This window comes from Leuconostoc sp. XM4, from assembly GCF_055698815.1.
Genome location: NZ_CP134507.1, coordinates 1,258,756 through 1,283,848, shown reverse-complemented (window position 1 = coordinate 1,283,848; position 25,093 = coordinate 1,258,756). Strand labels below are relative to the sequence as shown.

Annotated in this window: 27 protein-coding genes and 1 riboswitch; of the genes, 20 read left to right on the top strand and 7 right to left on the bottom strand. The window is 38.2% G+C overall.

Annotation, left to right across the window (positions count from 1 at the left end; translation table 11 throughout):
• Positions 1-56 precede the first annotated feature (56 nt).
• From RHP64_RS06550 to RHP64_RS06480, 15 genes are all read left to right on the top strand, one after another.
• Positions 57-1,325 (top strand): MFS transporter, encoded by a 1,269-nt coding sequence (locus RHP64_RS06550; RefSeq protein WP_025268196.1) that lies wholly within the window; start codon positions 57-59, stop codon positions 1,323-1,325.
• A 136-nt stretch (positions 1,326-1,461) separates the two neighbouring features.
• Positions 1,462-1,647: a 30S ribosomal protein S21 gene (rpsU, locus tag RHP64_RS06545; RefSeq protein ID WP_011680015.1), complete on the top strand. Its 186-nt coding sequence runs from the start codon at positions 1,462-1,464 to the stop codon at positions 1,645-1,647.
• Between the two features lie 82 nt (positions 1,648-1,729).
• On the top strand, positions 1,730-2,176 hold the full coding sequence (locus tag RHP64_RS06540) for a GatB/YqeY domain-containing protein (protein WP_014324863.1): 447 nt from the start codon (positions 1,730-1,732) through the stop codon (positions 2,174-2,176).
• Between the two features lie 88 nt (positions 2,177-2,264).
• Entirely contained in the window at positions 2,265-3,128 is an 864-nt protein-coding gene (locus RHP64_RS06535; protein ID WP_011680014.1) for a CvfB family protein, read from the top strand.
• The gene (xerD, locus tag RHP64_RS06530; protein ID WP_025268195.1) at positions 3,125-4,021 is read left to right on the top strand and encodes a site-specific tyrosine recombinase XerD; all 897 of its coding nucleotides are present in this window, start codon (positions 3,125-3,127) and stop codon (positions 4,019-4,021) included. Before RHP64_RS06535 ends, xerD begins: the two co-directional genes overlap by 4 nt.
• Positions 4,022-4,026: 5 nt before the next feature.
• A complete protein-coding gene (locus RHP64_RS06525; RefSeq protein WP_010293841.1) occupies positions 4,027-4,401 on the top strand; it encodes a hypothetical protein in 375 nt (124 codons plus the stop codon).
• Positions 4,368-5,144: a segregation and condensation protein A gene (locus RHP64_RS06520; RefSeq protein ID WP_010293839.1), complete on the top strand. Its 777-nt coding sequence runs from the start codon at positions 4,368-4,370 to the stop codon at positions 5,142-5,144. Before RHP64_RS06525 ends, RHP64_RS06520 begins: the two co-directional genes overlap by 34 nt.
• Positions 5,137-5,736 carry an SMC-Scp complex subunit ScpB gene (gene scpB / locus RHP64_RS06515; RefSeq protein ID WP_014324860.1) on the top strand — a complete coding sequence of 200 codons (600 nt, stop codon included), beginning with the start codon at positions 5,137-5,139 and terminating at the stop codon, positions 5,734-5,736. The genes RHP64_RS06520 and scpB overlap by 8 nt, the downstream gene beginning before the upstream one ends.
• Positions 5,729-6,478: a pseudouridine synthase gene (locus tag RHP64_RS06510; RefSeq protein WP_011680011.1), complete on the top strand. Its 750-nt coding sequence runs from the start codon at positions 5,729-5,731 to the stop codon at positions 6,476-6,478. Before scpB ends, RHP64_RS06510 begins: the two co-directional genes overlap by 8 nt.
• 28 nt (positions 6,479-6,506) lie before the next feature.
• Positions 6,507-6,643, top strand: a riboswitch (FMN riboswitch).
• A 98-nt stretch (positions 6,644-6,741) separates the two neighbouring features.
• Complete coding sequence (locus RHP64_RS06505; RefSeq protein ID WP_025268194.1) at positions 6,742-7,332, top strand: ECF transporter S component; 591 nt, start codon at positions 6,742-6,744, stop codon at positions 7,330-7,332.
• A gap of 73 nt (positions 7,333-7,405) precedes the next feature.
• Positions 7,406-7,963, top strand: a complete 558-nt coding sequence (locus RHP64_RS06500) for a hypothetical protein (RefSeq protein WP_002814796.1) — start codon at positions 7,406-7,408, stop codon at positions 7,961-7,963.
• A 14-nt stretch (positions 7,964-7,977) separates the two neighbouring features.
• Positions 7,978-8,655: a (d)CMP kinase gene (cmk, locus tag RHP64_RS06495; RefSeq protein WP_164908970.1), complete on the top strand. Its 678-nt coding sequence runs from the start codon at positions 7,978-7,980 to the stop codon at positions 8,653-8,655.
• Positions 8,656-8,749: 94 nt separating this feature from the next.
• On the top strand, positions 8,750-9,940 hold the full coding sequence (gene rpsA / locus RHP64_RS06490) for a 30S ribosomal protein S1 (protein WP_011680008.1): 1,191 nt from the start codon (positions 8,750-8,752) through the stop codon (positions 9,938-9,940).
• Between the two features lie 74 nt (positions 9,941-10,014).
• Positions 10,015-11,325 (top strand): ribosome biogenesis GTPase Der, encoded by a 1,311-nt coding sequence (gene der, locus RHP64_RS06485; RefSeq protein WP_011680007.1) that lies wholly within the window; start codon positions 10,015-10,017, stop codon positions 11,323-11,325.
• Between the two features lie 173 nt (positions 11,326-11,498).
• Positions 11,499-11,774, top strand: coding sequence for an HU family DNA-binding protein (locus RHP64_RS06480; RefSeq protein ID WP_002814789.1), 276 nt, complete (start codon positions 11,499-11,501; stop codon positions 11,772-11,774).
• 319 nt (positions 11,775-12,093) lie between these two features.
• On the opposite strand, the gene RHP64_RS06475 is transcribed toward RHP64_RS06480, so the two are convergent.
• The 4 genes from RHP64_RS06475 to RHP64_RS06460 all read right to left on the bottom strand — a co-directional run bounded on the left by RHP64_RS06475 (position 12,094) and on the right by RHP64_RS06460 (position 15,035).
• On the bottom strand, positions 12,094-12,294 hold the full coding sequence (locus RHP64_RS06475; RefSeq protein WP_025268192.1) for a hypothetical protein: 201 nt from the start codon (positions 12,292-12,294) through the stop codon (positions 12,094-12,096).
• Positions 12,295-12,462: 168 nt separating this feature from the next.
• Positions 12,463-12,957: a serine O-acetyltransferase EpsC gene (epsC, locus tag RHP64_RS06470; RefSeq protein WP_025268191.1), complete on the bottom strand. Its 495-nt coding sequence runs from the start codon at positions 12,955-12,957 to the stop codon at positions 12,463-12,465.
• Between the two features lie 13 nt (positions 12,958-12,970).
• The gene (locus RHP64_RS06465; RefSeq protein WP_025268190.1) at positions 12,971-14,110 is read right to left on the bottom strand and encodes a trans-sulfuration enzyme family protein; all 1,140 of its coding nucleotides are present in this window, start codon (positions 14,108-14,110) and stop codon (positions 12,971-12,973) included.
• Between the two features lie 10 nt (positions 14,111-14,120).
• Entirely contained in the window at positions 14,121-15,035 is a 915-nt protein-coding gene (locus tag RHP64_RS06460; protein ID WP_025268189.1) for a PLP-dependent cysteine synthase family protein, read from the bottom strand.
• Between the two features lie 431 nt (positions 15,036-15,466).
• On the opposite strand from RHP64_RS06460, the gene RHP64_RS06455 reads away from it, so the two are divergent.
• The 4 genes from RHP64_RS06455 (at position 15,467) to RHP64_RS06440 (ending at position 21,432) form a co-directional block, all read left to right on the top strand.
• The gene (locus RHP64_RS06455; protein WP_025268188.1) at positions 15,467-17,707 is read left to right on the top strand and encodes a carbohydrate-binding domain-containing protein; all 2,241 of its coding nucleotides are present in this window, start codon (positions 15,467-15,469) and stop codon (positions 17,705-17,707) included.
• Between the two features lie 160 nt (positions 17,708-17,867).
• A complete protein-coding gene (locus RHP64_RS06450) occupies positions 17,868-18,344 on the top strand; it encodes an MscL family protein (RefSeq protein WP_025268187.1) in 477 nt (158 codons plus the stop codon).
• A gap of 340 nt (positions 18,345-18,684) precedes the next feature.
• The gene (locus RHP64_RS06445) at positions 18,685-19,116 is read left to right on the top strand and encodes a universal stress protein (protein ID WP_010290893.1); all 432 of its coding nucleotides are present in this window, start codon (positions 18,685-18,687) and stop codon (positions 19,114-19,116) included.
• Positions 19,117-19,239: 123 nt separating this feature from the next.
• A complete protein-coding gene (locus RHP64_RS06440) occupies positions 19,240-21,432 on the top strand; it encodes a Tex family protein (RefSeq protein WP_025268186.1) in 2,193 nt (730 codons plus the stop codon).
• 59 nt (positions 21,433-21,491) lie between these two features.
• On the opposite strand, the gene RHP64_RS06435 is transcribed toward RHP64_RS06440, so the two are convergent.
• Together RHP64_RS06435 and RHP64_RS06430 are read right to left on the bottom strand one after the other, a co-directional pair.
• Positions 21,492-21,791 carry a hypothetical protein gene (locus tag RHP64_RS06435; protein ID WP_011680001.1) on the bottom strand — a complete coding sequence of 100 codons (300 nt, stop codon included), beginning with the start codon at positions 21,789-21,791 and terminating at the stop codon, positions 21,492-21,494.
• Positions 21,791-22,654, bottom strand: coding sequence for an N-acetylmuramoyl-L-alanine amidase (locus RHP64_RS06430; RefSeq protein WP_011680000.1), 864 nt, complete (start codon positions 22,652-22,654; stop codon positions 21,791-21,793). Before RHP64_RS06430 ends, RHP64_RS06435 begins: the two co-directional genes overlap by 1 nt.
• Positions 22,655-22,810: 156 nt before the next feature.
• Here RHP64_RS06430 and RHP64_RS06425 point away from each other — a divergent pair, with 156 nt between their 5' ends.
• Entirely contained in the window at positions 22,811-24,067 is a 1,257-nt protein-coding gene (locus RHP64_RS06425) for an acetate/propionate family kinase (RefSeq protein ID WP_025268185.1), read from the top strand.
• A gap of 29 nt (positions 24,068-24,096) precedes the next feature.
• Here RHP64_RS06425 and RHP64_RS06420 read toward each other — a convergent pair whose 3' ends face one another.
• The gene (locus tag RHP64_RS06420; RefSeq protein ID WP_025268184.1) at positions 24,097-25,035 is read right to left on the bottom strand and encodes a dihydroorotate oxidase; all 939 of its coding nucleotides are present in this window, start codon (positions 25,033-25,035) and stop codon (positions 24,097-24,099) included.
• Between the last annotated feature and the right edge of the window lie 58 nt (positions 25,036-25,093).

Here is a 25,093-nt window from a genome sequence, read left to right as displayed (position 1 = left end):
CGATGATTATTTTTTATGCGTTCGTTACAGTAAAGAAAACATTATGAGGTGAGCGTATGCAACGTACAGAAAAGAAAATTGTCAGTAATATTTTAAAGGGATCCTTAGGTAATTTAATTGAGTGGTTCGATTGGTATGTTTATGCCTCGTTCTCTATCTATTTTGCCCCATCATTTTTCCCCAGCCATGACAAAACGGCCGCATTATTAAGTACGGCAGGAGTCTTCGCAATTGGCTTTTTGATGAGACCTCTAGGAAGTCTAGTGTTAGGTAAATATGCGGATCAACATGGTCGACGGGCCGCATTAACCTTATCAGTATTGATTATGGCCGCAGGATCGCTTGTAATTGCGATAACACCTAGTTATCATGTAATAGGAATTGCTGCACCAATCATCTTGGTGTTGGCAAGGCTATTCCAAGGATTATCGTTGGGTGGAGAATATGGTACTTCAGCAACTTACCTTTCTGAAATGGCCAGCCGCGGGCATCGTGGCTTTTATGCTTCATTTCAATATGTAACATTAATCAGTGGACAGCTCATTGCCTTGGGTGTTCAAATTATTTTACAATCAGTATTATCAGAAGAGATGTTGACTGACTGGGGTTGGCGTATTCCATTTGTTATTGGTTCTCTGGGAGCCATTGTAGTATTGTTCCTTCGTTTGAGCATGGAAGAATCTGACCAATTTAAGGCACAAAAGAAAAACAATAATGGTAGTCTACGACTTTTGTTAAAGTATCCAAAATCTGTCATGACGGTAGTTGGATTAACACTCGGTGGGACAATCGCTTTCTACACTTATACAACTTATTTACAAAAATTTATGATTAATTCTGTTGGGTTACCAACACAAGAAGTCACACTGATCAACTTTGCAGCATTATTTATTTTTATGATTTTACAACCTATCGCCGGTGCATTATCGGATAAAATAGGTCGTAAACCATTATTGTTTTGGTTCGGTATTATGGGGACAATATTTACAATTCCTATTTTTCTCACTTTGCAACAAGTGAAGACGGGGATGGGGGCTTTCTTACTCATGCTGGCTGGATTAATTATTGTTACAGGTTATACGTCAATTAATGCAATTGTTAAAGCTGAAATGTTCCCAACTGAAATTCGTGCATTAGGTGTTGGATTGCCTTATGGCTTGACGGTCGCCGTTTTTGGTGGCACGGTTGAATACGTTGCCTTGTACCTGAAAAAAATAAATCACGAAAATTTGTTTTTCGTCTATGTTACTGTGGTTGTGTTCATTAGTTTGCTAGTTTATTGGCGCATGACGGATACAAAGCACACATCTAAGCTTGATCACTAATTATGTTGGAAATTGCTATAAAATGCATGATTACAGTGTTTATAGTATTGACGATTACGTGAAAGTCTGTCATAATAGATAAGTATTTACTGCATGTCGTTTAACGAAATAAAATGCGAGAAAGGAGGGTTATCACATGGCAAAGGTCATCGTACGTAAGAACGAATCTTTGGATGATGCATTGCGTCGCTTCAAGCGTGGTGTTTCAAAAGACGGTACTCTCCAAGAATACCGTAAGCGCGAATACTATGTTAAGCCTTCAGTTGCTCGTAAATTGAAGTCTGAAGCAGCACAAAAGCGTAACAAGAAGAAGGGTCGTTAATTCGATTCTAAAACGTCACTTAGGTGGCGTTTTTCTTTTATGGTAGAATAACAATAGATTAAATTTTGAAAGGTTGATATACATGAGTTTATTAGAAGAGTTAAATAATGATATAAAGCAGGCCATGAAAGACAAAAACAAAGATGTTTTGTCAGTGATTCGCATGGTTAAATCAACGGTTATGAACGAGCAGATTAATTTAGGCCATGATTTAACAAAGGAAGAAGAATTAACAGTCCTCTCACGTGAAGTTAAACAACGTCAAGATTCGTTGACAGAGTTTGAGAAAGGCAATCGAGAAGATTTAGCTGCTGGTATTCGCGCAGAGCTAGCTATTTTAGCAAAGTATTTGCCAGAACCTTTGAGTGACGAAAAGGTTATCGAATTGGTGAAGGACGCAATCCAAAAGACGGGCGCTACATCTCCAAAAGATATGGGCAAAGTGATGGCTATTGTCACGCCTCAAGTCAAAGGAAAAGCTGACGGTAAATTTGTTGCTAATCAAGTGAAAAATCTGTTAAAAGGTTAATTGACCGTTATAGATTATGTAAACCACACATGGTAAACTATAAGTATTATAAAAAGTGCGTGATGTTGCGTACGTTAAGGAAACCGCTATGAATCCAAAAGTTGGAACAATAATTAAAGCAAACGTTACTGATGAAAATGAGAAATATTTCTTTGCACAAGTCGATGGCTTTACATATGAAATTGATAAGTCAGAACTTGAGAAGCCTCTCAAAATCGGTGGATTTGTGACTGGCTTTGCATATGAAAATGAAGGACACAAATTACAAATTACCAAGAAAACGCCTGCTGTACAGAAATCAGTATACGGTTGGGGAACAGTCGTAGCGAATCGACATGATTTGGGCGTCTTTGTTTCAATTGGTTTGCCGAATAAGGATATCGTTGTTTCTCTTGATGATCTACCAACGATTTCAACACTTTGGCCACAAAAAGGCGACAAATTGATGATTGCCATTAAAGAAGATCATAAAGGCCGTTTGTGGGGTGAAATAGCACAACAGCATATTATTAATGCTGTATCGCGTCGCGCACCGGAAAGTATGAAGTCGACCACAGTTAAAGCCACAGTTTATCGTAACAAAATGGCAGGTACTTTGGTTATTACTGATGAATATTATCTTGGTTTTATTCATCCTTCGCAACGTGACGATGAGCCACGTTTAGGACAAGTTGTAGATGCACGTGTTATCGGCGTCCGTGATGATGGCACATTAAATCTATCACTGAAACCTTTGGCCTATAAGACCATGGATGAGGATGCACAATTCTTATTGTTGCAATTGCAACGACGGGCGGATCATTTCTTACCATTCAATGATAAAAGTAACCCAGAGGCAATCAAGCGTCAATTTGGATTTAGTAAGAGTCAGTTCAAACGAGCCTTGGGTCATTTATACAAGGATAGACTAATTGAACAAATTGACGATGGTATAAAATTAGTTGAGAAATGATGCAAGAAATTGACAATGCGATAGTGGATTATCTACACTATATTCGAATTGAACGTGGCTTATCTGAAAATACAATTAAGAGTTACCACCAAGATTTGGTACAATTTGGTGAGTATCTAAATAGTGAGAAACTGGTGCTTGATCAAGTTGATCATATTGTTATCTTGTCGTGGTTGAATCAACTCAGAGATCTAGGAAAATCCAATAGTTCAGTGATTAGAATGGTTACGACATTGCGTAACTTTTTTGGCTATTTAGTGCGAGAAAAAGTCGTCGCTCATAATCCAATGAATGATGTTCGCCCACCCAAAAAAGCAGAGCACCTACCAGCAGTTTTGAGCATAGAGGAAATTGACCGTTTATTACAAGCACCGATAGAAGATACACCACTTGGTCTTCGAAATAGAACATTGCTAGAAGTGATGTACGCAACTGGTTTGCGTGTCAGTGAATTGGTTAATTTAAAAATGAGTGACCTTCATTTGCAATTGGGACTGATTCAAACACTTGGAAAAGGTGACAAAGAACGTATTATTCCAATTGGTGAAATTGCGATTGATTGGCTGACTCGATATTTTAATGAAAGCCGTATCGTTTTACTTAAAGACAAAGAGTCTCCTTATGTTTTCTTAAATGATCGTGGAAATCAAATTTCACGACAGGGAATATGGAAGATTATAAAAAAGTTGGTAACAACCGCTGGAATAACTAAAGATGTTTCTCCCCATACACTTCGTCATTCTTTTGCTACCCATATTTTAGAGAACGGTGCTGATTTGCGTATAGTTCAAGAATTATTGGGGCATGCGGACATTTCGACAACACAAATTTATACCCATATTTCGAAAAAAAGACTTAGTGAAGTGTATGATGAATACCACCCCAGAGCGTAAAAATTATGTTGACACAATCAAGACAATCAGATGAAAAAACAATTATGGGTATTTTATCGTTGCTGCCAGGGCTACGTGAAATATCTCATTTAAATGCGGAAATAGCATGGTATCATGATAATGAAGCAAGATCTTTATATGTTTGGCAAAAAGAGTCTCAAGGACAAGTACTTGGTGTTCTAGGTGTTGAGATTTATAATAATAATATTGCTATAATTCGTCATGTTGCCTTAACCCCAGAGTCACGCAGTGTCAGAAACTACTTCGACATGATTTCTGATTATCAAGAGCAACATTCTGAAGCCTTCTTAATGGGTACCTTGGATAATCAAAAGTTAATTAACAAATGGAGAAAAGCAACATCGCGAAAAACGGTCTAACAATTAAATTAAGTGATTTTGAAGGGCCAATCGATCTGTTATTACACTTAATTAAGAAATCCGAGATGAATATTTTTGATTTGAAAATTGCTGACATTACATCTCAGTATTTAGATTTTATTCATGCACAACAGGCTATGCAGCTTGATGTAGCAAGTGAATATTTAGTGATGGCTGCTACTTTAGTTAAGATAAAGTCCGCTGATTTGTTACCAGAAGAAGAGCCAGATGATTATGCCGTAGATGAAGAGTATGCGGATCCACGTGAAGAGCTGATGCTACAATTATTGACCTACAAACAATTTCAAGTGGCAAGCGAATCTTTGCGTGAACGTGAACAATTAAAACAACAATCCTTTCCACGTACTCAAATGAAGGCTCCTGATAATTTGAAACATCCCATAACTTTAGCTCCTGGTTTATCGTTAGGGGATTTACAAACAGCATTTGCTCAACTATTGCGGCGAAAAAAGCAGGAAAAACCCATCAGAAGGCATGTTACTGCGGAAACATATTCTCTTGAGGAAGCTGTTAACAACATCAATAAACATTTCTTACAGCATCAAACGGGGGATATGATTCCATTTGCTTCTTTTTTTGATGATATTTACGAGCGGGAGCATTTGGTAGTCACCTTTTTGGCGTTATTAGAAATGGCCAAAGATAAAAGATTAAAATTACACCAAGAGCACCAACAACAAGAAATTTATGTAGAAATTGAGGCGTTTGGCGAAGATGAATAATTTAAGTCAAATAGAAGCACTATTGTTTGTATCTGGCGATGAAGGCATTTCCGTGAAAAATATGAGCATTATCACTGGATTTGATCGTTCAGCAATACAAGGATTGCTTGAAGAACTTGTGTTAAAGTATGATACTGATTTAAGTAGTGCATTACAAATTCGTGAAAGTGACGATGTGTATCGCCTAGTGACTAAACCGGAACTTGGTGGCACAGTAAAACAGTATTTTGATTCACCTGTAAATGCAACATTATCGCAAGCACAACTCGAAACACTAGTTATTGTCGCTTATAAGCAACCAATTACACGTGTTGAAATTGATACAATTCGTGGTGTGCAATCCTCAGGAACTTTACAGAAGCTAGCATTACGGCAACTAGTCCACGAAGTTGGCAGAAAAGACGAACCAGGACGTCCCATCATGTTTGGTACCACCGATGAATTTTTGGACTATTTTGGTTTGAAAAGTATTGAAGAATTACCTCCGTTACCTGATTTTAATATGTTAGATTTAAGTGATGATATTGATGGCGAACTATTTACGAGTGCATTTGATGTACATCAATCAGAAAGTGAAAAAGAAAATGTCTGAAGAAGCACAGAGACTGCAAAAAATTATTGCCCAAGCGGGTCTAGCGTCCCGACGGGGCGCAGAAGAATTGATCATCAATGGGCGTGTCCAAGTTAATGGGCAAACTGTTACCGAATTAGGTACGAAAGTTACTGCAAATGATAAAGTACAGGTCGACGGTGCGCCAATTGAAGGACGTGAGAAGTTAGTTTATTACCTGTTAAATAAGCCTCGTGGGGTTGTGACAACCAATGATGATGAAAAAGGTCGTCGTACGGTATTGGATATTTTAGAGGATGTGGATCAACGTGTTTATCCAGTTGGCCGTCTAGATTATGATACAACTGGTGTTTTGTTATTAACAAATGATGGTGTAGTGGCTAATCAATTAATGCATCCTAAAACTAAAGTCGATAAGACTTATGTTGCAAAGGTTGAAGGCATTGCAACCGAAGAAAAGCTAGCTCCTTTGAAACGTGGAGTGGTCCTAAAAGGACGTAAAACTGCGCCAGCTCGTGTTTCCATTGAAAGAATTGAACCGACAAAAAGAACAAGTATGGTCCGTCTAACTATTCATGAAGGCCGTAATCATCAGGTCAAAAACATGCTCGCGAAGGTTGGCCTACCAGTGCAAAAGCTTAAGCGTGAGCAGTATGCCTTTTTTGATGTCACTGGTCTACAGCCGGGCGAGTATCGTAAATTAACAAGCGTAGAGATCAAACGCTTAAAGGCACAAGATTACAAATTGTTGCGTCGTAAGTAACACCGTGATACAATAAAATCAAATTTAATAATAACTTCAGGGTCGGGTGTAAGTCCCAACCGGCGGTGAGACATGAATTTTCATGGTAAGCCCGCGACCTGCTTTTGCAGCTGATCTGGTCAAAATCCAGAGCCGACCGTAAAGTCGGGTATAAAGAAGTCTAAAAAAGAAAGTGAAAGCTGCATTTTTTGTTGTACCCTGACAAAATCTGTGGTTTTTTGTTTGCATCTACTGGTGAGGTGAGCAAACAAGAGGAAAGAAATATGTCAATTGTTCCTGTAACGCGAGTGCAACGTACTACATTAATTGCAATACTAAGCGCTATTTCATTTGGTTTGATGCTGTTTCCCCAAGTGCCAATCATTCCTAGTGCTGATTTTTTAAAGCTAGATTTTTCAATCGTACCAGTTGTCATTGGCTTATATTGGTTAAATTATTCTGCTTCACTGTGGATCATTTTAATTCGTACCTTGCTAAAGTTAATTTTGGCAAATGAGGGGGTTAACACTTATTTAGGATTGCCGGTTAATTTATTGGTTGTTTTGGCCTTTATCACAGTTTTAAAAATTACAATGCCCAACCTTGAGCAGTATAGTAATTGGAAAAAAAAAATCATACCATTAATAAGCAGCACGTTTGTCATGACAATTGTTGCGATTGTCATCAATTGGTTTGTAGCTATACCTTTGTATGCGAGGTTTGCTAATTTCGACATTGCTAAATTCATTGGTTTAAAAAACTATTTTATCGGTATGGTATTACCGTTCAATCTTATCGAGGGTATTATATGGTTTGTCGTGAGTATGATCATATTAAGGGCAATACAGCCGCTCCAGAGAAGGTTTCATTCTTAACAAAACATTATGAGCAAAGTCGGTGTTGGTGTGGTAAAATTTTATGTGAACCAATAAAATGGAGGTCGTTTCTATGAACGATTTTGACCCAAACAACATGAGCCGCTCAAAGCGGCCCAAAAAAGATAAGCTCGAACCAAAATTTTCCCGAAAGTCAGATTCAAAATCCCCAAATAAAGGATTTCGTGTTCTGCTTGTTGTATTAGCGCTTGCAGTTATATCTTTTGTACCTGTGTATGGCATGATTGCTAATCAAAAATCATCAAAGCCACAAACGGCTGTTTCTTCAAGTACAAAGCGTTCATCAACTACTAAATCTACGTCTTCTGAGTCTTCTGAATCATCATCTTCCGAATCAAGTGCATCAAGTTCTTCTGAAGAAGAATCAGTAAGTAGCAGTGAAGCTGCTTCAAGTGAGGAATCTGCTAGTTCATCTTCTACTGAGACGGCTGAATCAAGTTCAGCATCAAGTAGTTCCACAACCACTACTGCAGTTTTGGGTGCTAGTCAAACGTTGTATAATTTTGCAGTTACACACGGGATGACAACTAGCCAAGTTATTGCATTAAATCCAGGGTTAACAGTTGATAATTACACACAGTATGCTGGTACTGCACTAAACATTCAGTAAGAGGACTTTTTATTATTATGACGAATTTTCAAGTTGCCATTGATGGCCCAGCTTCTGCCGGTAAGTCTACTATTGCCAAAATTTTAGCAACAAAGCTAAATTATGTGTATGTTGACACAGGTGCAATGTACAGAACAATAACTTTAGCTGCAAAAAAGAACGGCATTGCTTATAATGATGAAGAAAAAATAAAAAACTTATTGTCACAAACGGAAATACGCTTTGAACCTAGTACACCAGTTCAACGTGTATTTTTGAATGATACCGATGTCACGGAGGAAATTCGTTCCGCTGAAGTGACAAACAATGTGTCTGTAGTGGCTTCCTTTGCGGATGTACGTTCTAATTTAGTCAATCGTCAACGTGAAATAGCTAATAACAACAGTGTGATTATGGACGGCCGCGATATCGGCACAACTGTGTTACCAGAAGCAGATGTCAAAATTTTTCTTGTAGCAAGTGTTGATGAACGTGCCCAACGACGTTATAAAGAAAATGTTGCTAAAGGGATGACTACTGATCTCGAAACATTGAAGCGCGAAATTGAAGCGCGAGATTACAAAGATTCTCATCGTCAAATTAGTCCATTAACACAAGCGAAGGACGCTATTTTAGTGGATACAACGGGACAAAGTATTGACGATGTTGTGGCTAAAATAGCCAACATTATCGAAAATACTATTAGTTTCTAATTTACACGGTTAAACCGTGTTTTTTACTATACAAGAACTAAAATATTTGGTACACTATATTCATAGTGTAAATTGTAGGAGGACGTTTGACGTCATGAGTGAAACAAACAACGAGCTTTTAGCAGCTCTCGAGAGTGCAGATCAAATTAAGGTAGGAGATGTCGTTACGGGCGAAGTACTAGCCGTTGATAACGATAACCAAGCAGTTATTGGTTTGCATACCGGTGAAGAAGGAGTTGTGCCAGCGCGTGAGTACTCAGACGATCGTAACATTAATCTGGCAGACGAATTGAAGGTTGGTGACAGTGTTGAAGCTGTTGTCATCTCTAATGTAACAAGCGACAAGGAAGGCGTATCTTACTTGTTGTCAAAGAAGCGCTTGGAAGCACGTAAGGCATGGGAAAACTTGTCATTTGGTGAAGGTGATACAGTTGATGCTAAAGTTATCAATGCTGTACGTGGTGGTTTAGTTGTCGATGTTAATGGTGTTCGTGGCTTTGTACCCGCATCAATGGTTGCTGATCGTTTCGTGTCAGATTTGAACCAGTTTAAGAATAAAGATATTAAAGCACAAGTTATTGAAATTGATGCTGCCAAGGCACGCTTAATCTTGTCACGTAAGGCAGTTGCAGCACAAGAACGTGCAGCACAATTAGCAGAAGCATTTGAAAAGCTATCAGTTGGTGAAGTTGTTGAAGGTAAAGTTGCTCGTTTGACTGACTTCGGAGCATTCGTTGACTTAGGTGGCGTTGATGGTTTGGTACACGTTTCAGAAATTTCTCATGATCGTGTTAAGAACCCTGCTGATGTTTTGACAAAGGGTGAAACAGTTAACGTTAAAATTTTAGCCTTAGATGCTGAAAAGGGACGTATCTCATTGTCAATCAAGGCTACACAACCTGGACCTTGGGATAAGGTTGCTGAAGAAGCTCCTGCCGGAACAGTTCTTGAAGGAACTGTTAAGCGTGTAAAAGACTTCGGAGCATTCGTTGAAATTTTCCCTGGTATCGAAGGATTAGTTCACGTATCACAAATTTCACACAAGCGTATCGAAAACCCTTCAGAAGTTTTGAAGTCAGGCGATAAAGTTCAAGTTCAAGTTTTGGATGTTAAGCCTGCCGAAGAACGTATTTCATTGTCAATGAAGGCATTGGAAGAAAAGCCAGAACGTGAAGATCGTGGAAATTCAAAGGATAGTTCAGCATCACGTGCAGATATTGCTGCTTATAAGCAACAAGATGATTCAGCTGCAACATTGGGCGACCTCTTTGATGGTAAGTTCTAAGAATTCTATTGAAAAGAACTGGTTCGCCAGTTCTTTTTTTATGATAAATTTATTTATACAAAGGAGGTGCCAAAATGTCAGCACCAATAGTAGCAATTGTCGGTCGACCAAACGTTGGTAAATCAACTATTTTCAACCGTATGGCGGGAGAAAGAATTGCGATCGTTGAAGACATGCCCGGTGTCACGCGAGATCGCTTGTATGCACCAGCTGAATGGTTAAATTATGAATTTCGAATGATTGATACCGGTGGTATCGAAATCGGTGATGCACCGTTTTTAGCGGAAATACGTGGACAGGTAGAATTAGCAATTAATGAAGCTGATGTTATTGTGATGGTTGTTTCCGGCCGAGAAGGATTAACTGAGGCTGATGAAGTAGTTGCACGTATGCTATATAAATCTGATAAGCCTGTCGTTCTGGCTGTCAACAAAGTAGATAATCCTGAAATGCGCCATGATGTCTATGATTTTTATGCACTAGGTCTTGGGGATCCATTCCCAGTTTCAGGATCACACGGTTTGGGATTAGGTGATTTACTTGATGAAATTGTAAAACATTTTCCTGATGAAGCTGCCGAACAAGAAGACGATGCGATTCGTTTTAGTATAATTGGCCGCCCAAATGTTGGTAAATCATCAATTGTCAACGCTATGCTTGGTGAAAAACGTGTGATCGTCTCTGATATTGAAGGGACTACTCGTGATGCTATTGATACACGATTTGTGACTGAAGAAGGGGACGAATTTGTGATGGTTGATACAGCCGGTATGCGTAAGCGCGGGAAAATCTATGAGAATACTGAAAAGTACTCCGTGATGCGTGCTATGAAAGCTATTGATGATAGCAACGTTATTTTGATGGTTATTGATGCGGAAGCAGGAATTAGAGAACAAGATAAACACGTGGCTGGGTTTGCTCATGAAGCTGGGCGAGCAATGATCATTGTTGTCAATAAATGGGATGCGATTGAAAAGAATGATCGGACGATGTCTGACTTTGAGAATTTAATTCGCGAAGAATTTAAATTCTTAGATTATGCACCAATTGTGTTTGTTTCTGCTAAGACAGGGCAACGTTTAGATAGATTGCCACAAATGGTTAAAGATGTTGACGATAATCATCGTAAGCGTATAACATCTTCAACATTAAACGATGTCATTATGGATGCTATTGCAATAAATCCAACACCTTCAGATAATGGTCGTCGTTTACGAGTATATTATGCGACACAAGTCGCAACGCAACCACCAACATTTGTCATATTTGTTAATGATGTTGAACTTATGCATTTTTCATATGAACGATTCTTAGAAAATAAAATTCGAGAATCATTTGACTTTACTGGTACGCCAATCAAACTCATTGTTCGCGCACGAAAGTAAACGTTGCAAAAATATGTTTTTAATGTAACACAAATGTTACGAAATCCCGAAAACCCTTGATAACACTACACATTTGGCGTTTCTTATGTTATTCTAGTTACATGAAATAATGTTTCGACAGATTTCACGGAGCGCATCATGCGTTAAAAAAACTCTTATTAGGAGACAAGAAAATGGCTAACAAGCAAGAATTAGTAGATTCAGTTGCTAAGGCAACAGGTTTGACAAAGAAGGATGCTACTGCATCAGTTGACGCAGTTTTTGCATCAATCGAAGAAGCATTGAAGAACGGTGAAAAGGTTCAATTGATCGGCTTTGGTAACTTTGAAGTTCGTGATCGTGCTGCTCGTAAGGGCCGTAACCCACAAACTGGTGAAGAAATTCAAATTGCTGCCTCAAAGGTACCTGCATTTAAGCCAGGTAAAGCTTTGAAGGATGCCGTTAAGTAATTAATAGCCATTTATACCGCTGTTTTACAGCGTTTCTGGGGAAAGTTTGGGAAAGCAACTTATTGATTCCTAATATTATCCAGTATATTAAGAGCAAGCTCAACATGGGCTTGCTCTTTTTCTTTTTCTTTTTAGTATGGTGTTTTAAATAATCATTAAGGGAACTGACTAGATACAATCTAAAATTATGACTAGACTAAATCAAAATATTGAGAAGACGTATGAAAAAAGGTCGGCAAAGCGGTCAGTCAATTTAAAAATGAATTCCATGTCATTATGGAATTCATTAGATTGAGTATGAGTATTACTAGTGTGGTATTTAAAGAGATTTATGCGAACGAACACTGACAACAGCGTTTACCTCAGGATAAATATCCGTGTGAACGAGGTTTAATTCTTCTGCGAGTGCATTCGCAGTATTAGCAACATCAATTTGATTGAATTGCGATAAACAGAATCCTGTTTCGCCCTTTTCCACTTTTTCCTTTATCATATCGGCAACTTGTTTATTAAAAGCCATATGAACCCCCTTATAAATTTTACTTAACTCTAAATGAGCTAGTAACTTAAGAATACCACTTTACAAACGCTTAAACAAAAATATACGGCTTAATCCTCAAAATTATAAAAGTAATCATTAAAAAAATGACGCAGTAGTACTGCATTAATTGATCTCGATAAAAAGCGACTAGACTAGGCGTGCAGGATTACCCACAGCAGTAGAATAGGCGGGCACATCGTTTAAAACCACAGCATTAGCACCAACTTTACTATTTGCACCAATAGTAATATTGCCCAATATTTGCGCATGAGCACCAATGAAGCTGTAGCTCTCGATATGAGGGTGTCTACGTTCTGTCACCGTATGACGAGCACCCAGAGTGACACCATGTAATATGGTTACACCATCATCAATAATTGCAGTTTCACCAATAACAACACCTACGCCGTGATCAATAAATACGCCACGACCAATTTGTGCACCGGGGGCAATAAATATATCAGTTCGTTTGGCTGACCAACGAGCAATGATGGCAGCGAGCAAATAACGGTGATGAATATGAAGCCAATGAGCAACGCGATGAACCCACAGTGCATGTAACCCAGGGTAAGTTAAAATCACCATCATAAGGCTTTTTGCGGCTGGATCACGCTTTAGAATTGATTTAGCAGTAAAAAACATTTTTTCTCCACTATTATTTCAATTGATTAAAACCTTGTTCTAGGTCCTCAATTAAATCTTCAATATCTTCAACACCCACAGAGAGACGGATTAGTTCGTCTTGAATACCATGAGATAGCCGGATATTACGAGGAATGGCGCCGTGAGTCATTTTAGCTGGGATTTCAATTAGGCTTTCAAGTGCACCTAAACTCTCTGCTAAGGTAATGATTTTTAAGTTACTAATGAATTGTTCTGGATCCAGTCCAGCCTTTAGCTCAAATGAAATCATGGCACCAAAACCATTCATCTGTTGCTTGGCTAAAGCGTGGTCAGGATTATCAGGATCACCAGGGAAATATATTTTACCAACTTTATCTTGTGTTTTAAGGTAGTCAAATATTGTTTGCGCATTTGACTGGTGAGCACGCATTCTTAATCCAAGCGTTTTCATACCTCGTTGTAGGAGCCAACTTTCCTGAGGGGCCAAGATTGCACCAATCGCATTTTGTAAGAACTTAATTTTCTCACTAAGTTCCTCACCTTTAGTAACAACTAAGCCGGCAATGAGGTCGCTATGACCACCTAAGTACTTTGAAGCGCTGTGAACAACAATGTCCACACCTAAATCAATTGGCTTTTGTACATAGGGAGAAGCAAATGTGTTGTCAACAATACTTAATAAATTATGACGATGAGCAAGTTCGGAAATTGCCTTGATATCACTAATGCGTAATAGAGGATTAGTTGGTGTTTCAAGGTAAATGGCGACAGTATTATCTTGAATAGCTTCCTGAATAGCAGATAAATCACGGGTATCGACAATTGTAAATGTCTGACCTGTTCTTTTTAGGACATTGTCAATTAGCCTAAATGTACCACCATAAACATCGTTTCCAACAATAATGTGATCCCCAGATGAAAATAGTGAAAAAATAGTACTTATCGCCGCAGATCCTGATGCAAAAGCAAAGCCAGCAGTACCATTCTCTAAGTCTGCAATTAAGCTTTCTACGGCTTCACGGGTTGGGTTGCCAGATCTTGAATATTCATATTTTGCCTCGCCAATTTTAGTTTGCTTAAAGGTTGAAGCCATATGAATAGGGACAGATACGGCGCCAGTTGATTGGTCAACACTAATGCCACCATGAATAAGTTGTGTATCAAATTTCATTTTTCTTTCCTCAGTTTCCATAAATGTTTGTGCTCATGTAACGTTCGCTGCTGTCTGGGAATATCGTGACAATATTACTTTGTGGCGGCAAAGTTTCTGCCATCTGTAGGCTAGCAGCCAAGGCCGCGCCACTTGAACTACCGATAAAAAGTCCTAGGTTCTCGGCAGCATATCGAACTTGCTGAAAGGCATTGTCATCGCTAATAGTTAATGTTTTGTCAATGTGAATTGATTCGAAGAATGGTGGTACAAATTCAACACCAATACCTTCTGTACGGTGAGCATGTGCTGGGCCACCATTTAAAATAGATCCTTCGGGTTCTACAACAATATTTTTTATAGTTGGATCATATTCACTGAGATATTTGGCAATTCCAGCAAAAGTTCCACCACTACCAGCACCAGCAACAAAAGCATCAATCTTTTCGTTTTTCAAATCTGTAACGATTTCTGGTGCCAGCGTTTTGTAATATGTTTCAGGATTCGCAGGATTCGCAAATTGCATTGGCAAGTAGCTGTTTTCAATGTCAGCTGCTATCGATTTTGCTTTGGAAATGGCACCTATAATGCCTTCGTTAGAAGGTGTGTTGATGATTGTTACGCCCAAGGCTTTCATGAGTTGCTGTTTTTCAGCGCTGAATTTCTCAGGTACAACAAGAATGGTTGGTAATTTATATTGTTGCGCAGCTAATGCCAAGCCAATACCAGTATTTCCGGCAGTCGGTTCAATAATCGTTGAATTTTGATTAATTAGATTTCGCTGCCAAGCATCTGATAGTAAGAATTGTCCTAAACGGTCTTTAATGCTACCACCAGGATTGAACATCTCCAGTTTTGCAAAAATGCGACTTTGGTTTGGAACAGGTATTTGCAGTTCAATTAACGGTGTTTGGCCAATTAATTGATGTATGTTTTTGATTAGCATAATGTATCCTTGTATATTTCTTAGTAAAAAAAAAACAAAAAACGCGAAAATTCAATTGAATTCTCGCGTTTTGATAGTTTAACTGTGTAAGTAGAAAATTTTAAGTTATGATATACCCAAAAAATTCATGCTCAATAAACAGTACAACATCGAAAACGCGTTGTACTGCAGCATGTTGAATTAAATGTAGCAAAAGGTAACACCATAATGAACTCCTAGTTATGAATTGAGTTAAATATACTATAGATAAAATATTTTGTCAAACAATGTTGGAAGTGATTTTAATATTGATAGAATTTTAAATTAATCTTCTTTTAATTTCCAGTCTATATGATAAACGTATGCCAATTAAGGGTTGTCACAATGATGTGACTTTCAATGAGTAATTTAATCTCTGCTGGTAAAACACTACTGAATAAGTGAGGAAAAAAATGAATAAAAAGTCTCAGGTTGCACATGCTGTTATTTCAAAACGCTATAAAATGTATAAGGCTGGTAAGGTTTGGCTATTTGCTGGTTTATCTGCATTAGTTATTGGTGGTCTTGGTCAGATCACTGCTAGTGCGGATACCACATCGACAAACCCTGTTTATACGACAGACACAGCATCAACAACAGATAGTGCAAGCGACACAACAAGCAGTGCGACAGACGAATCAACAACAACAGATAGCACAAGTGATACAACAAGCAGTGCGACAGACGGCTCAACAACGGCTGATAGCACAAGTGACACAACAAGCAGTGCGACAGACGAATCAACAACGGCTGATAGCACAAGTGACACAACAAGCAGTGCGACAGACGAATCAACAACGGCTGATAGCACAAGTGACACAACAAGCAGTGCGACAGACGAATCAACAACGGCTGATAACACAAGTGATACAACAAGCAGTACGACAGACGACTCAACAACGGCTGATAGTACAAGCGACACAACAAGCAGTGCGACAGATACATCAACAGCTGATAACACAGGTGATATAACAAGTAGTGTGACTGACACAACAGGTAATACGTTAAATGCATCTACGGGAAACACGAGTAATATAACATTTAATTCATCCTCAGCGATAATTACAGGAGATGGTGCAACTAGTGATGGAAACACAGTCACAATTAGCGAAGCTGGAACTTACAATATTGAGGGTACAGCGACTGATGCACAAATAATTGTTAACGCACCAGTAACTGCGGCAGTAAAGTTAGTATTTAACAATGTTGATTTAGCCAACCAAATTGGTGCTGTGCTTAATGGTAAGCAATTTGGTAGTTTGTCGATTGAAGTAGTGGGTACAAACAATATCACAACTTCTGTAGTCGTTGAAGATGAAGAGTCATTAGATACAACAAATCCGAATGGCGCCATATATGCTAATGGTGACTTAACAATTGATGGTGATGGTACCTTAAATATTAGTTCAACTATGAATGGTATATCCTCTGATGGCACCTTAACTATTAATTCTGGTACGTTAAATATTACTAAGTCATATGAAGCTTTGGAAGGGGAAATCGTAACAATTAACGGTGGAACGATTAACCTGAATTCAAGTGACGATATTATCAATGCTCAGTTAGATCAAACTAAATACGATGCAGGATCTACTGATACACAAGCAATTAATATTAACGGTGGCATCTTAACCATTCGAGGAAATGGTGATGGGCTAGATTCCAACGGTGACATCAATATTAGTGGCGGTACAATCATAGATTTAATTAATTCAACGCCTGATAATGGTGCGCTTGATGCAGATGGTACAATTACATTTACAGGTGGAACAATTATTTGGGGTGGTACCGGAACAGAAGGGACGCCAGATACGGAATCAACACAAAGCTATGTAGCTATTGGATCCGTAACAGCTGGGTCAACAATTGTTATTTCAAAAGATGGGCAGGAAATTTTCTCCACAACTATTCCTGACGCGACAACGTATCTAAATATATCAACGGAGGGCATTGTATCCGGTGAAACGTATCAAGTAAGCGTTAACGGTACCTCGACGGATATCATTGCTGGTCAAGGTGGTGGCTCAGGTATGACCGCTGAAGGTGGTATGGGCAACATGGGGACACCACCAGATGGACAATTTGGTCAAGGAACTTTTCCAGGTAGTGGTAGTTTTCCTGGTGGAGAAGCACCTGCAAATAAGCCGGATAGTGCACCGTCAGCACCATCAGGAGAGAGTATCCCAAGTCCTTCTGAAAACAATGCCCAAGAATCAACTAATAACAGTGCGCCAGCAGATAATGATTCGGCCACATCGTCAGCGCCCAAAACAGAAGATGGTTCAACAGTAGTTGCAGAAGACGCTGTTGGCGAAACGGACACAAACTCATCCAATACAGTTGAGTCACCGGACAGCACTGTAACAGTTACGGCTGATTTAGAAAGCAACGATGCTGAACAAACACTTCAAACAAGTAATGACCCTGCAGAAAATGTTTCATCAGTGACGACTGCTACTAATGAAACATCAATAACAAACGAAAATGATGACAAAGCCGAGAGTACAAAAGTTACTACTTCATCATCCTCATCCTTACCAAAAACAGGGACTAGTAACGCTAGTGTGCTATCTAGTTTAATTGCGATACTGGTACAAGTTGGTTTGTTAGCAGGATTAAGAACTAAGTATAGAACATCAAAAGAGACTAAATAATTATTATTTTCATGAATCGTTAGAAAAACCGTTTATTATAAACGGTTTTTTGATTAGAACGGTTGGTTGAAAAATTTAGTGCAACATGGAATAATAAACAGGTAATTATTAAACATTATTTTGTCATCATACTAATGGCAGACTAAAAGGGATGAAAAATATGCAAAAAATAAAACTACCAATAACTGATAATATTGCTACCGAACAAGTTAATGAATTTAGAAAGTTTATAACTTCTCCAGCTATTATTCAATTATCTATAGGTGTCATTGTCGGTGGTAGTTTGACTGATTTAATCAAAAGTGTGATTAGTTTTGCTTCTAATTTGTTTTATTATTTGTCTTTACTACTATTTTCAAAAAACCACTCGGCCAAAATCAACTTAGTCTTAGACCCATTACGTAGTGTTTTTGAAAACTTTCTAACGTTATGTACTATTGCTGCATGTGTCTTTTTCTTTGTTAAATTGGTCAATAAATTTTTAATCAAAGAGGCCTCAGAGACTTTGGGTTATAACGCACAACTTGAAGAAACGAAAAAGTTAATTAAGATACAGCATGAAACCAATGAGCTACTCAAGAAATCAGTTAATCTGCAAGAAAAATTATTGAATCGAACTGAAGAGAAAAGGGATTAATTCATGTCAAGCAGAGGCTTTTTGGCCTGCCTGTAAGCGTTTGCAAAAGAAATCAATAAGGGTTATACTGAAGTTATAGGTTAGGTGAGTTTCTAAAGACGGTTAGCTGACCCCAAAACAACTTGTTCGTAGTTTATGCTATTAGTTTACAAGTATTGCCACGTGCATGATGTTAAATGACTAGTTTAAGCAAGATGATGTTTATGTTCCCCAAAGTGAGAATATAGGGCAGTTTTCGTCAAAAAGCAAGTTGTTTTTTGTTACTCAAAACGATGGTATGCTAACAGATAATTTATTTGAGTAGCGTAGCGTGCATGATTATATCAGAGAGGAAGCACTTATGATTAGTAGAATTGTTGTTGCGATAGACGGTAGCGAAGCAGCTCAAAGAGCAGTCGATTTTAGCGTTGAATTGGCAAAGAAGTTTGATGCTAAAATAGATATCGTTAATGTAATTCAGTATCCAACCATCACTTATTACGACTCTGACCAATCTTTTTATGATTCTTTGGTGCAGAGAATGACTAATACAGCATCAGCAAAACTTGATGAGGCAGCAGCTGTTGTCAAAGACGCTGAAATTGCAGTTGATACACATGTCCTACAAGGTGATGCTCGTTTTGTTTTGGCTGATCAGGTCCCAGAACAACTCAGTCCTGATTTAATCGTAATGGGAAAAACCGGTACTAATATTGTCATGCGTGTATTCATGGGTTCAACGGCTCGATATGTTTCAGAGCATGCTGAAACCAGTGTATTGCTAGTACAATAGATTTGATAAAGATGATTACGCTACTTTTTGGTAGTGTTTTTTTTGTGCAGTCATGATTATTATTCTAAATATATTCCAGCAGTAATCTAGTATAATAGTTTTTGTGGAGGAAACACACTAAACATGACAGAATTAATACAACATGAGCCAACGCAAGACGTTATTGCGCAAAGTGTTGCGGCTAAAGTAACGAATATAACTAAAAAGCAAATTAATGCTACACTAACCTTGCTTAACGAAGGATCAACTGTCCCTTTCATCGCCAGATATCGAAAAGAAATGACGGGTGAACTGGATGAAGTACAGATTCGTGATATCCAATCTATTGCAAAAAGGTCAAAAGAGTTAGTAGAACGAAAAAATACAGTTTTGAAAGCCATTTTTGAACAACGCAAATTGACTGATGCTTTGCAAAAGAGTATTCAAGACGTTCAGACGCTTCAGGGACTAGAAGATATATATTTACCATATAAACAAAAACGTCGGACCAGAGCGATGGTTGCACGAGAAAATGGTCTGCAACCACTTGCCGACTGGTTAATGACGCATATTAATAGTAATATTGATGATGATTTTCGAAATTACGTTAATGAAGCTTTACCAACTATGGTCGATGTGCGTGCAGGAGTGCATGAAATTTTGGCTGAACAAATCGGTGAAAATGCTAATTATCGTCAATGGCTACGCTTGAGAATGGCTGTAGATGGGTTGTTGGTTTCTAGCTTAAAGCGTGGTATGGCTGGAAAAGATGAGCAAAAAGTTTACGAGCAATATTACGATTTTACTGAAACAATTAAATCACTTCACAACAATAAATTTCGTATTTTAGCAGTGAACAGAGGTGAAAAAGAGGGCATATTATCAGTGAAAATTGATTTTTCTGAGGTGCGTATGATGCACTTTATTCAAACGAAAGAGTTGAACGGGCAAAATCCGACAGGCCAAGGATATGAGATATTACAACATGCCATTGAAGATGCTTATAAACGTTTTATTCGTCCAGCAGTCGAAAGAGAAATTAGACAAGAATTGACAAGCCAAGCACAAGAGCAAGCCATTAAGGTATTTGGTGACAATCTTTATCATCTTTTGATGCAAGCACCTCTGAAGAATAAAATTGTGATGGGTTTTGATCCAGGATTTCGTACAGGATCAAAATTAGCAATTATTGACAGCAATGGCAAGTTTTTAGCTAAGCAGGTTATCTATCCGCATAAACCAGCTAATGTGCAGAAACGGTCCGAAGCAATTAACACTTTCAAACAATTGGTATCAGATTACAAGGTAGAGCTGGTAGCAATTGGGAATGGCACAGCGTCTCGTGAATCTGAAGAGTTTGTTGCGGAAAATTTGCCAGCCGGTGTAAAGTATACCATTGTCAACGAAGCGGGCGCTTCAGTCTATTCTGCTTCCGAGCAGGCGCGGGAAGAATTTCCTGATTTACACGTGGAAGAGCGCAGTGCGATTTCTATTGGGCGCAGGATTCAGGACCCGTTAGCTGAATTAATCAAGATTGATCCAAAGTCCGTTGGTGTTGGTCAATATCAGCATGATTTGAATGCAAAAACACTAGATGAACAAGTAGATAACGTTGTCGAAACAGCAGTTAACCAAGTTGGGGTTAATTTAAATACAGCTTCACCTGCGTTATTAGCTCACATTGCAGGCCTAAATAAGAATTTGGCTCAAAATATCGTTAATTATCGAAACGACTTTGGTGAATTTACATCACGTACACAAATCAAGAAAGTACCACGTTTAGGTCCTAAAGCGTATGAACAGGCTGCTGGATTTTTACGTATTGTGGATGGTAAGAATATATTAGATAACACGGATATTCATCCAGAAAGTTATACCGCTACTAAAAAGTTATTGTCATTAGCAAACATAAACCCAGTAAACTTAGCGACAGATGAAGCTAATACGGTATTGAACCGATTAGATAATGAGCACACAGCGGAGCAATTAGATGTTGGTATACAAACGTTGCATGATATGATTATGAGCTTACAAAAGCCGGGACGAGATGGTCGTTCAGAAATGGTAGGGGCATTGCTAAAATCTGATGTTATGCACATTGAAGATTTGAAAGCAGGTATGAAACTACAAGGTACTGTTCGCAATGTTGTGGATTTTGGCGCATTTGTGGATCTGGGCGTCAAACACGATGGACTTGTGCATATTTCTAGAATAAGTACACGTCGTATTAAACATCCATCTGAAATTGTATCTGTTGGTGATATTGTTGAGGTCTGGATTGTTGATGTTGATGAAAAAAGAAATCGCATTGGATTAACCATGTTGGCGCCGCAATAACAGACGTTGGTTGTAATAAAAAAACCTTACCGCTTAGCGGGTAAGGTTTTTAATTTTCATTAATCAACTAGAGGTAAGATATTAACAATGGCGATACGATCACTTTCATCGTTTTTCAAGCGAGTAATAATTTCGTTATAACGAGCTTCGGACAATGGTTCCTTGCGATCAAATGATAATATTTTGTTTTCAATGTGATTACTAGTACTAGGATATTGTTCGATACGGTAGATAATAAGTAGCTTTTTATAAGCAAACGGTTGGACAATCATACCATCTAAACGATTTTCAACTGTTTCTGTGGCTTGATTAGCTGCATTCTCTTCAATTTGTGATTTTGCTTTTTTAAATAGTGACATTATTTCATCTCCGTGTTTTGTTTAAAGTAAGTCGTTAGGGCCGTAGTTAAGTTTTTGGCAATTTTCTTTTGATAACTGCTTTTACGAATATATTTCAAGTCAGCATTGTTATTGATGAAGCCATTTTCAAGTAAGATTGCAGGTTGACTAGTATTTTTTATTGCTATATAAGCAGCTGTATCAACACCTCGATTATTCAAAGGCATATTATTTAACGAGGAACTAACTACTTCTGCTAGCGTTTTAGAATTTTTGTGATAATAATATTGTGAAATACCGGTTGCTTTGGTACCCTCTGCGGAAGAATCAAAGTGAAAGGATATCTGTGCATCGGCTTTATTTTTTTCGCCAGGAATGGCTATTTTCAAAAGTGGCACAATTTTATCACTATCTCTTGTCATGATGACACGAGCACCAGTAGGTTTTAAGGCTGCCCTCACATGCCTGGCAGTACGTAAAGTGTATGTTTTTTCTTTATACTTGCCGTTTGATGATAGGGCGCCAGTATCAGAACCGCCGTGACCAGGGTCTAAAACAATAGTGGCTTCACTAATCGGTTTTGCTGTTTTCAAGATGGTTGAATTTGCCACCCAACTGGCCACCCAGCCGACTTTTTCATTGTCAGAACGGCGGACTTGCCACCAGCCGTGTTTCTTGTCTATCACAATTAGTCGTGTACCACTTTTTAGTGAAGCTAATGATTTGTATTGTCGCCCAGGGCCATTTCGAAACTGAACATTGTTGGGATGGGTAATAATCTCTTCTTTTGAAACGAGTGAAATAATTAATCCTACTACTGTAATTAATATACTGACAGTAATGATGATGCCAATCAAATTACTTAAAAGCCATTTTTTAACCATAATATCCTTGCGCACATTTTCTATTTATATATAGTAGTTTACCATATTTTTATTTTTGAAAACGCTTACTTAATTTGGAATATATTATCGTTATTATCTTAAATTTACTGTATAATATAGTTTTAGAAAAGAAAAGGATTAAAAGAGTAGACGCAGATGTCAAAAATAATGGCAGTAAACGCCGGAAGTTCTTCACTTAAGTTTCAATTGTTAGAAATGCCCGAGGAAACAGTTATTACACAAGGGGTAATCGAACGAATTGGTATGGACGATGCAATCATCACAGTTAAGTATGGTGCAGATGTTGAACCTGTTCGTTTGGTTGGTACTGAAGATGGTACAATTTCATTAACAAAAAGTGGTGATCAGAAATACGAAGCTGAATTACCAATTAAAGATCATCATGCAGCAATTGATCTGATGTTAAAAAAATTATCAGATTTAGGAATTATTAAAGATTTTCAAGAAATAACAGGTGTTGGCCATCGCGTTGTTGCTGGTGGTGAGTGGTTCAATCATTCAGTTGTTGTTGATGATGACGTGTTATCTAAGATAGATCGCTTAGCTGATTACGCACCATTGCACAACCCAGCTAATGCAATGGGGATTCGAGCATTCCAAAAATTGTTGCCACATGCGACTTCTGTTGCAGTGTTTGATACATCATTTCATCAAACAATGCCTGAAAAGAATTATCTATATAGCTTGCCATATGAATACTACGCACGCTACGGTGCTCGTAAATATGGTGCGCACGGAACTTCACATCGTTATGTAACTGAACGTGCGGCAGACAAATTAGGAATACCATTAGATGAGTTTAATGCGATTTCATTTCATTTAGGTGCTGGAGCATCAGTAACGGCAATTAAAAATGGTAAGTCATACGATACGTCGATGGGATTCACACCGCTTGCTGGCTTGACAATGGCGACTCGTTCTGGGGATGTGGATCCATCATTAATTTATTATATTCAAGAACGTGAAGGCCTTTCAAATGAAGAAATGCTTAATGTCTTAAATAAAAAATCTGGTCTATTAGGCATCTCAACTATTTCAAGTGATATGCGTGATTTGGAAAATGTTCAGGAAACCAATACTCATGCGCAATTGGCATTGGATATGTTCTACGATCGTGTGATTCGTTATGCAGGGCAATATTTTGCTGAACTGGGTCGTGTGGATGCTATTATTTTTACAGCAGGTATCGGTGAAAACGATGCAGTAACACGTGCTAAAGTATTGAAATCATTTGCATTTGCGGGCGTTGATCTAGATGAAGAAGCAAACAATGTTCGTGGTAAAGAAACAATTATTACAACATCCGGTTCTAAAGTAACTGGGTTATTGATTCCGACAAATGAGGAATTAATGATTGCACGTGATGTGGTAACATTACAAAACACAAAATAAAAAAGTTGGCGTAAGCCAACTTTTTTTATTTACTCAATTATTTTCAATTGACCCCGGACTTCATCAAGAGAATTATAGCCTTTTTCTGTTAAAATAGCTGCTAACTCTTTTTCCAAACGTTCAAAAACAGATGTTCCTTCGATTGCCAATTGTGAACCAACTTCAACTAAGTCAGCGCCACACAAAACGTGTTCATAAACATCACGTCCAGAAGTAACACCACCAGTTCCAACCATTTTAATACTTGGGTTTAACCGCTGACGTAGTGCTCTAACATTAGCTAGCGCTGTTGCTTTGACAATGGGACCACCGACACCACCAAAACCACCTTTCGGTTTAATCACAACTGTGTCAGTTTCTTCATCAATCACAAGGCCATTACCAATTGAGTTGATAGCATTGACAAAGGCTAATGGAAATTTATTTAAAATGTTTGCAATATTGTCAAAATGCACAATATCAAAGTAGGGTGGTAACTTAACGCCAAGAGGCTTGGTGAAAAATGAAAATACTTCAGTTAAAATTTCTTCAGTTGTTTCAAAATCATAAGCTGTTTGAGGCTTGCCGGGCACATTAGGACAAGATAGATTTAATTCAACAAGACCATTGAATTCTGATTCTTCTATCTTGAGCAACATATCTAAGTTCTCTTGCTTTGATAAACCAGCAACAGAGAAAAAGATCGGCTTGTCTGTTTGTTTTTGGGTAACATAATCCATGTAATAGTCAAAGCCTTCATTTGGTAAGCCCATTGAATTGATCGTGCCTAAGCCATTGGTCAATTCATGATATCGAGGTGAGACGTTACCCGGGCGAAGGCTTGGAGTTGCTGATTTCGTAACAACTGCGCCTGTATAGTCTGATGCTAGAACACTATCTAATTCGTCGCTAGTCTGGCACACAACACCTGCAGCGTTGAGTAAAATATGGTCGAAGTTGAAACCAGCGATGTTAGCAGTTAAATTCATGAAAATAATCCTTTCTGTTACCTTAAAATGGTTATCTTATTATATCTAAAACTTATTG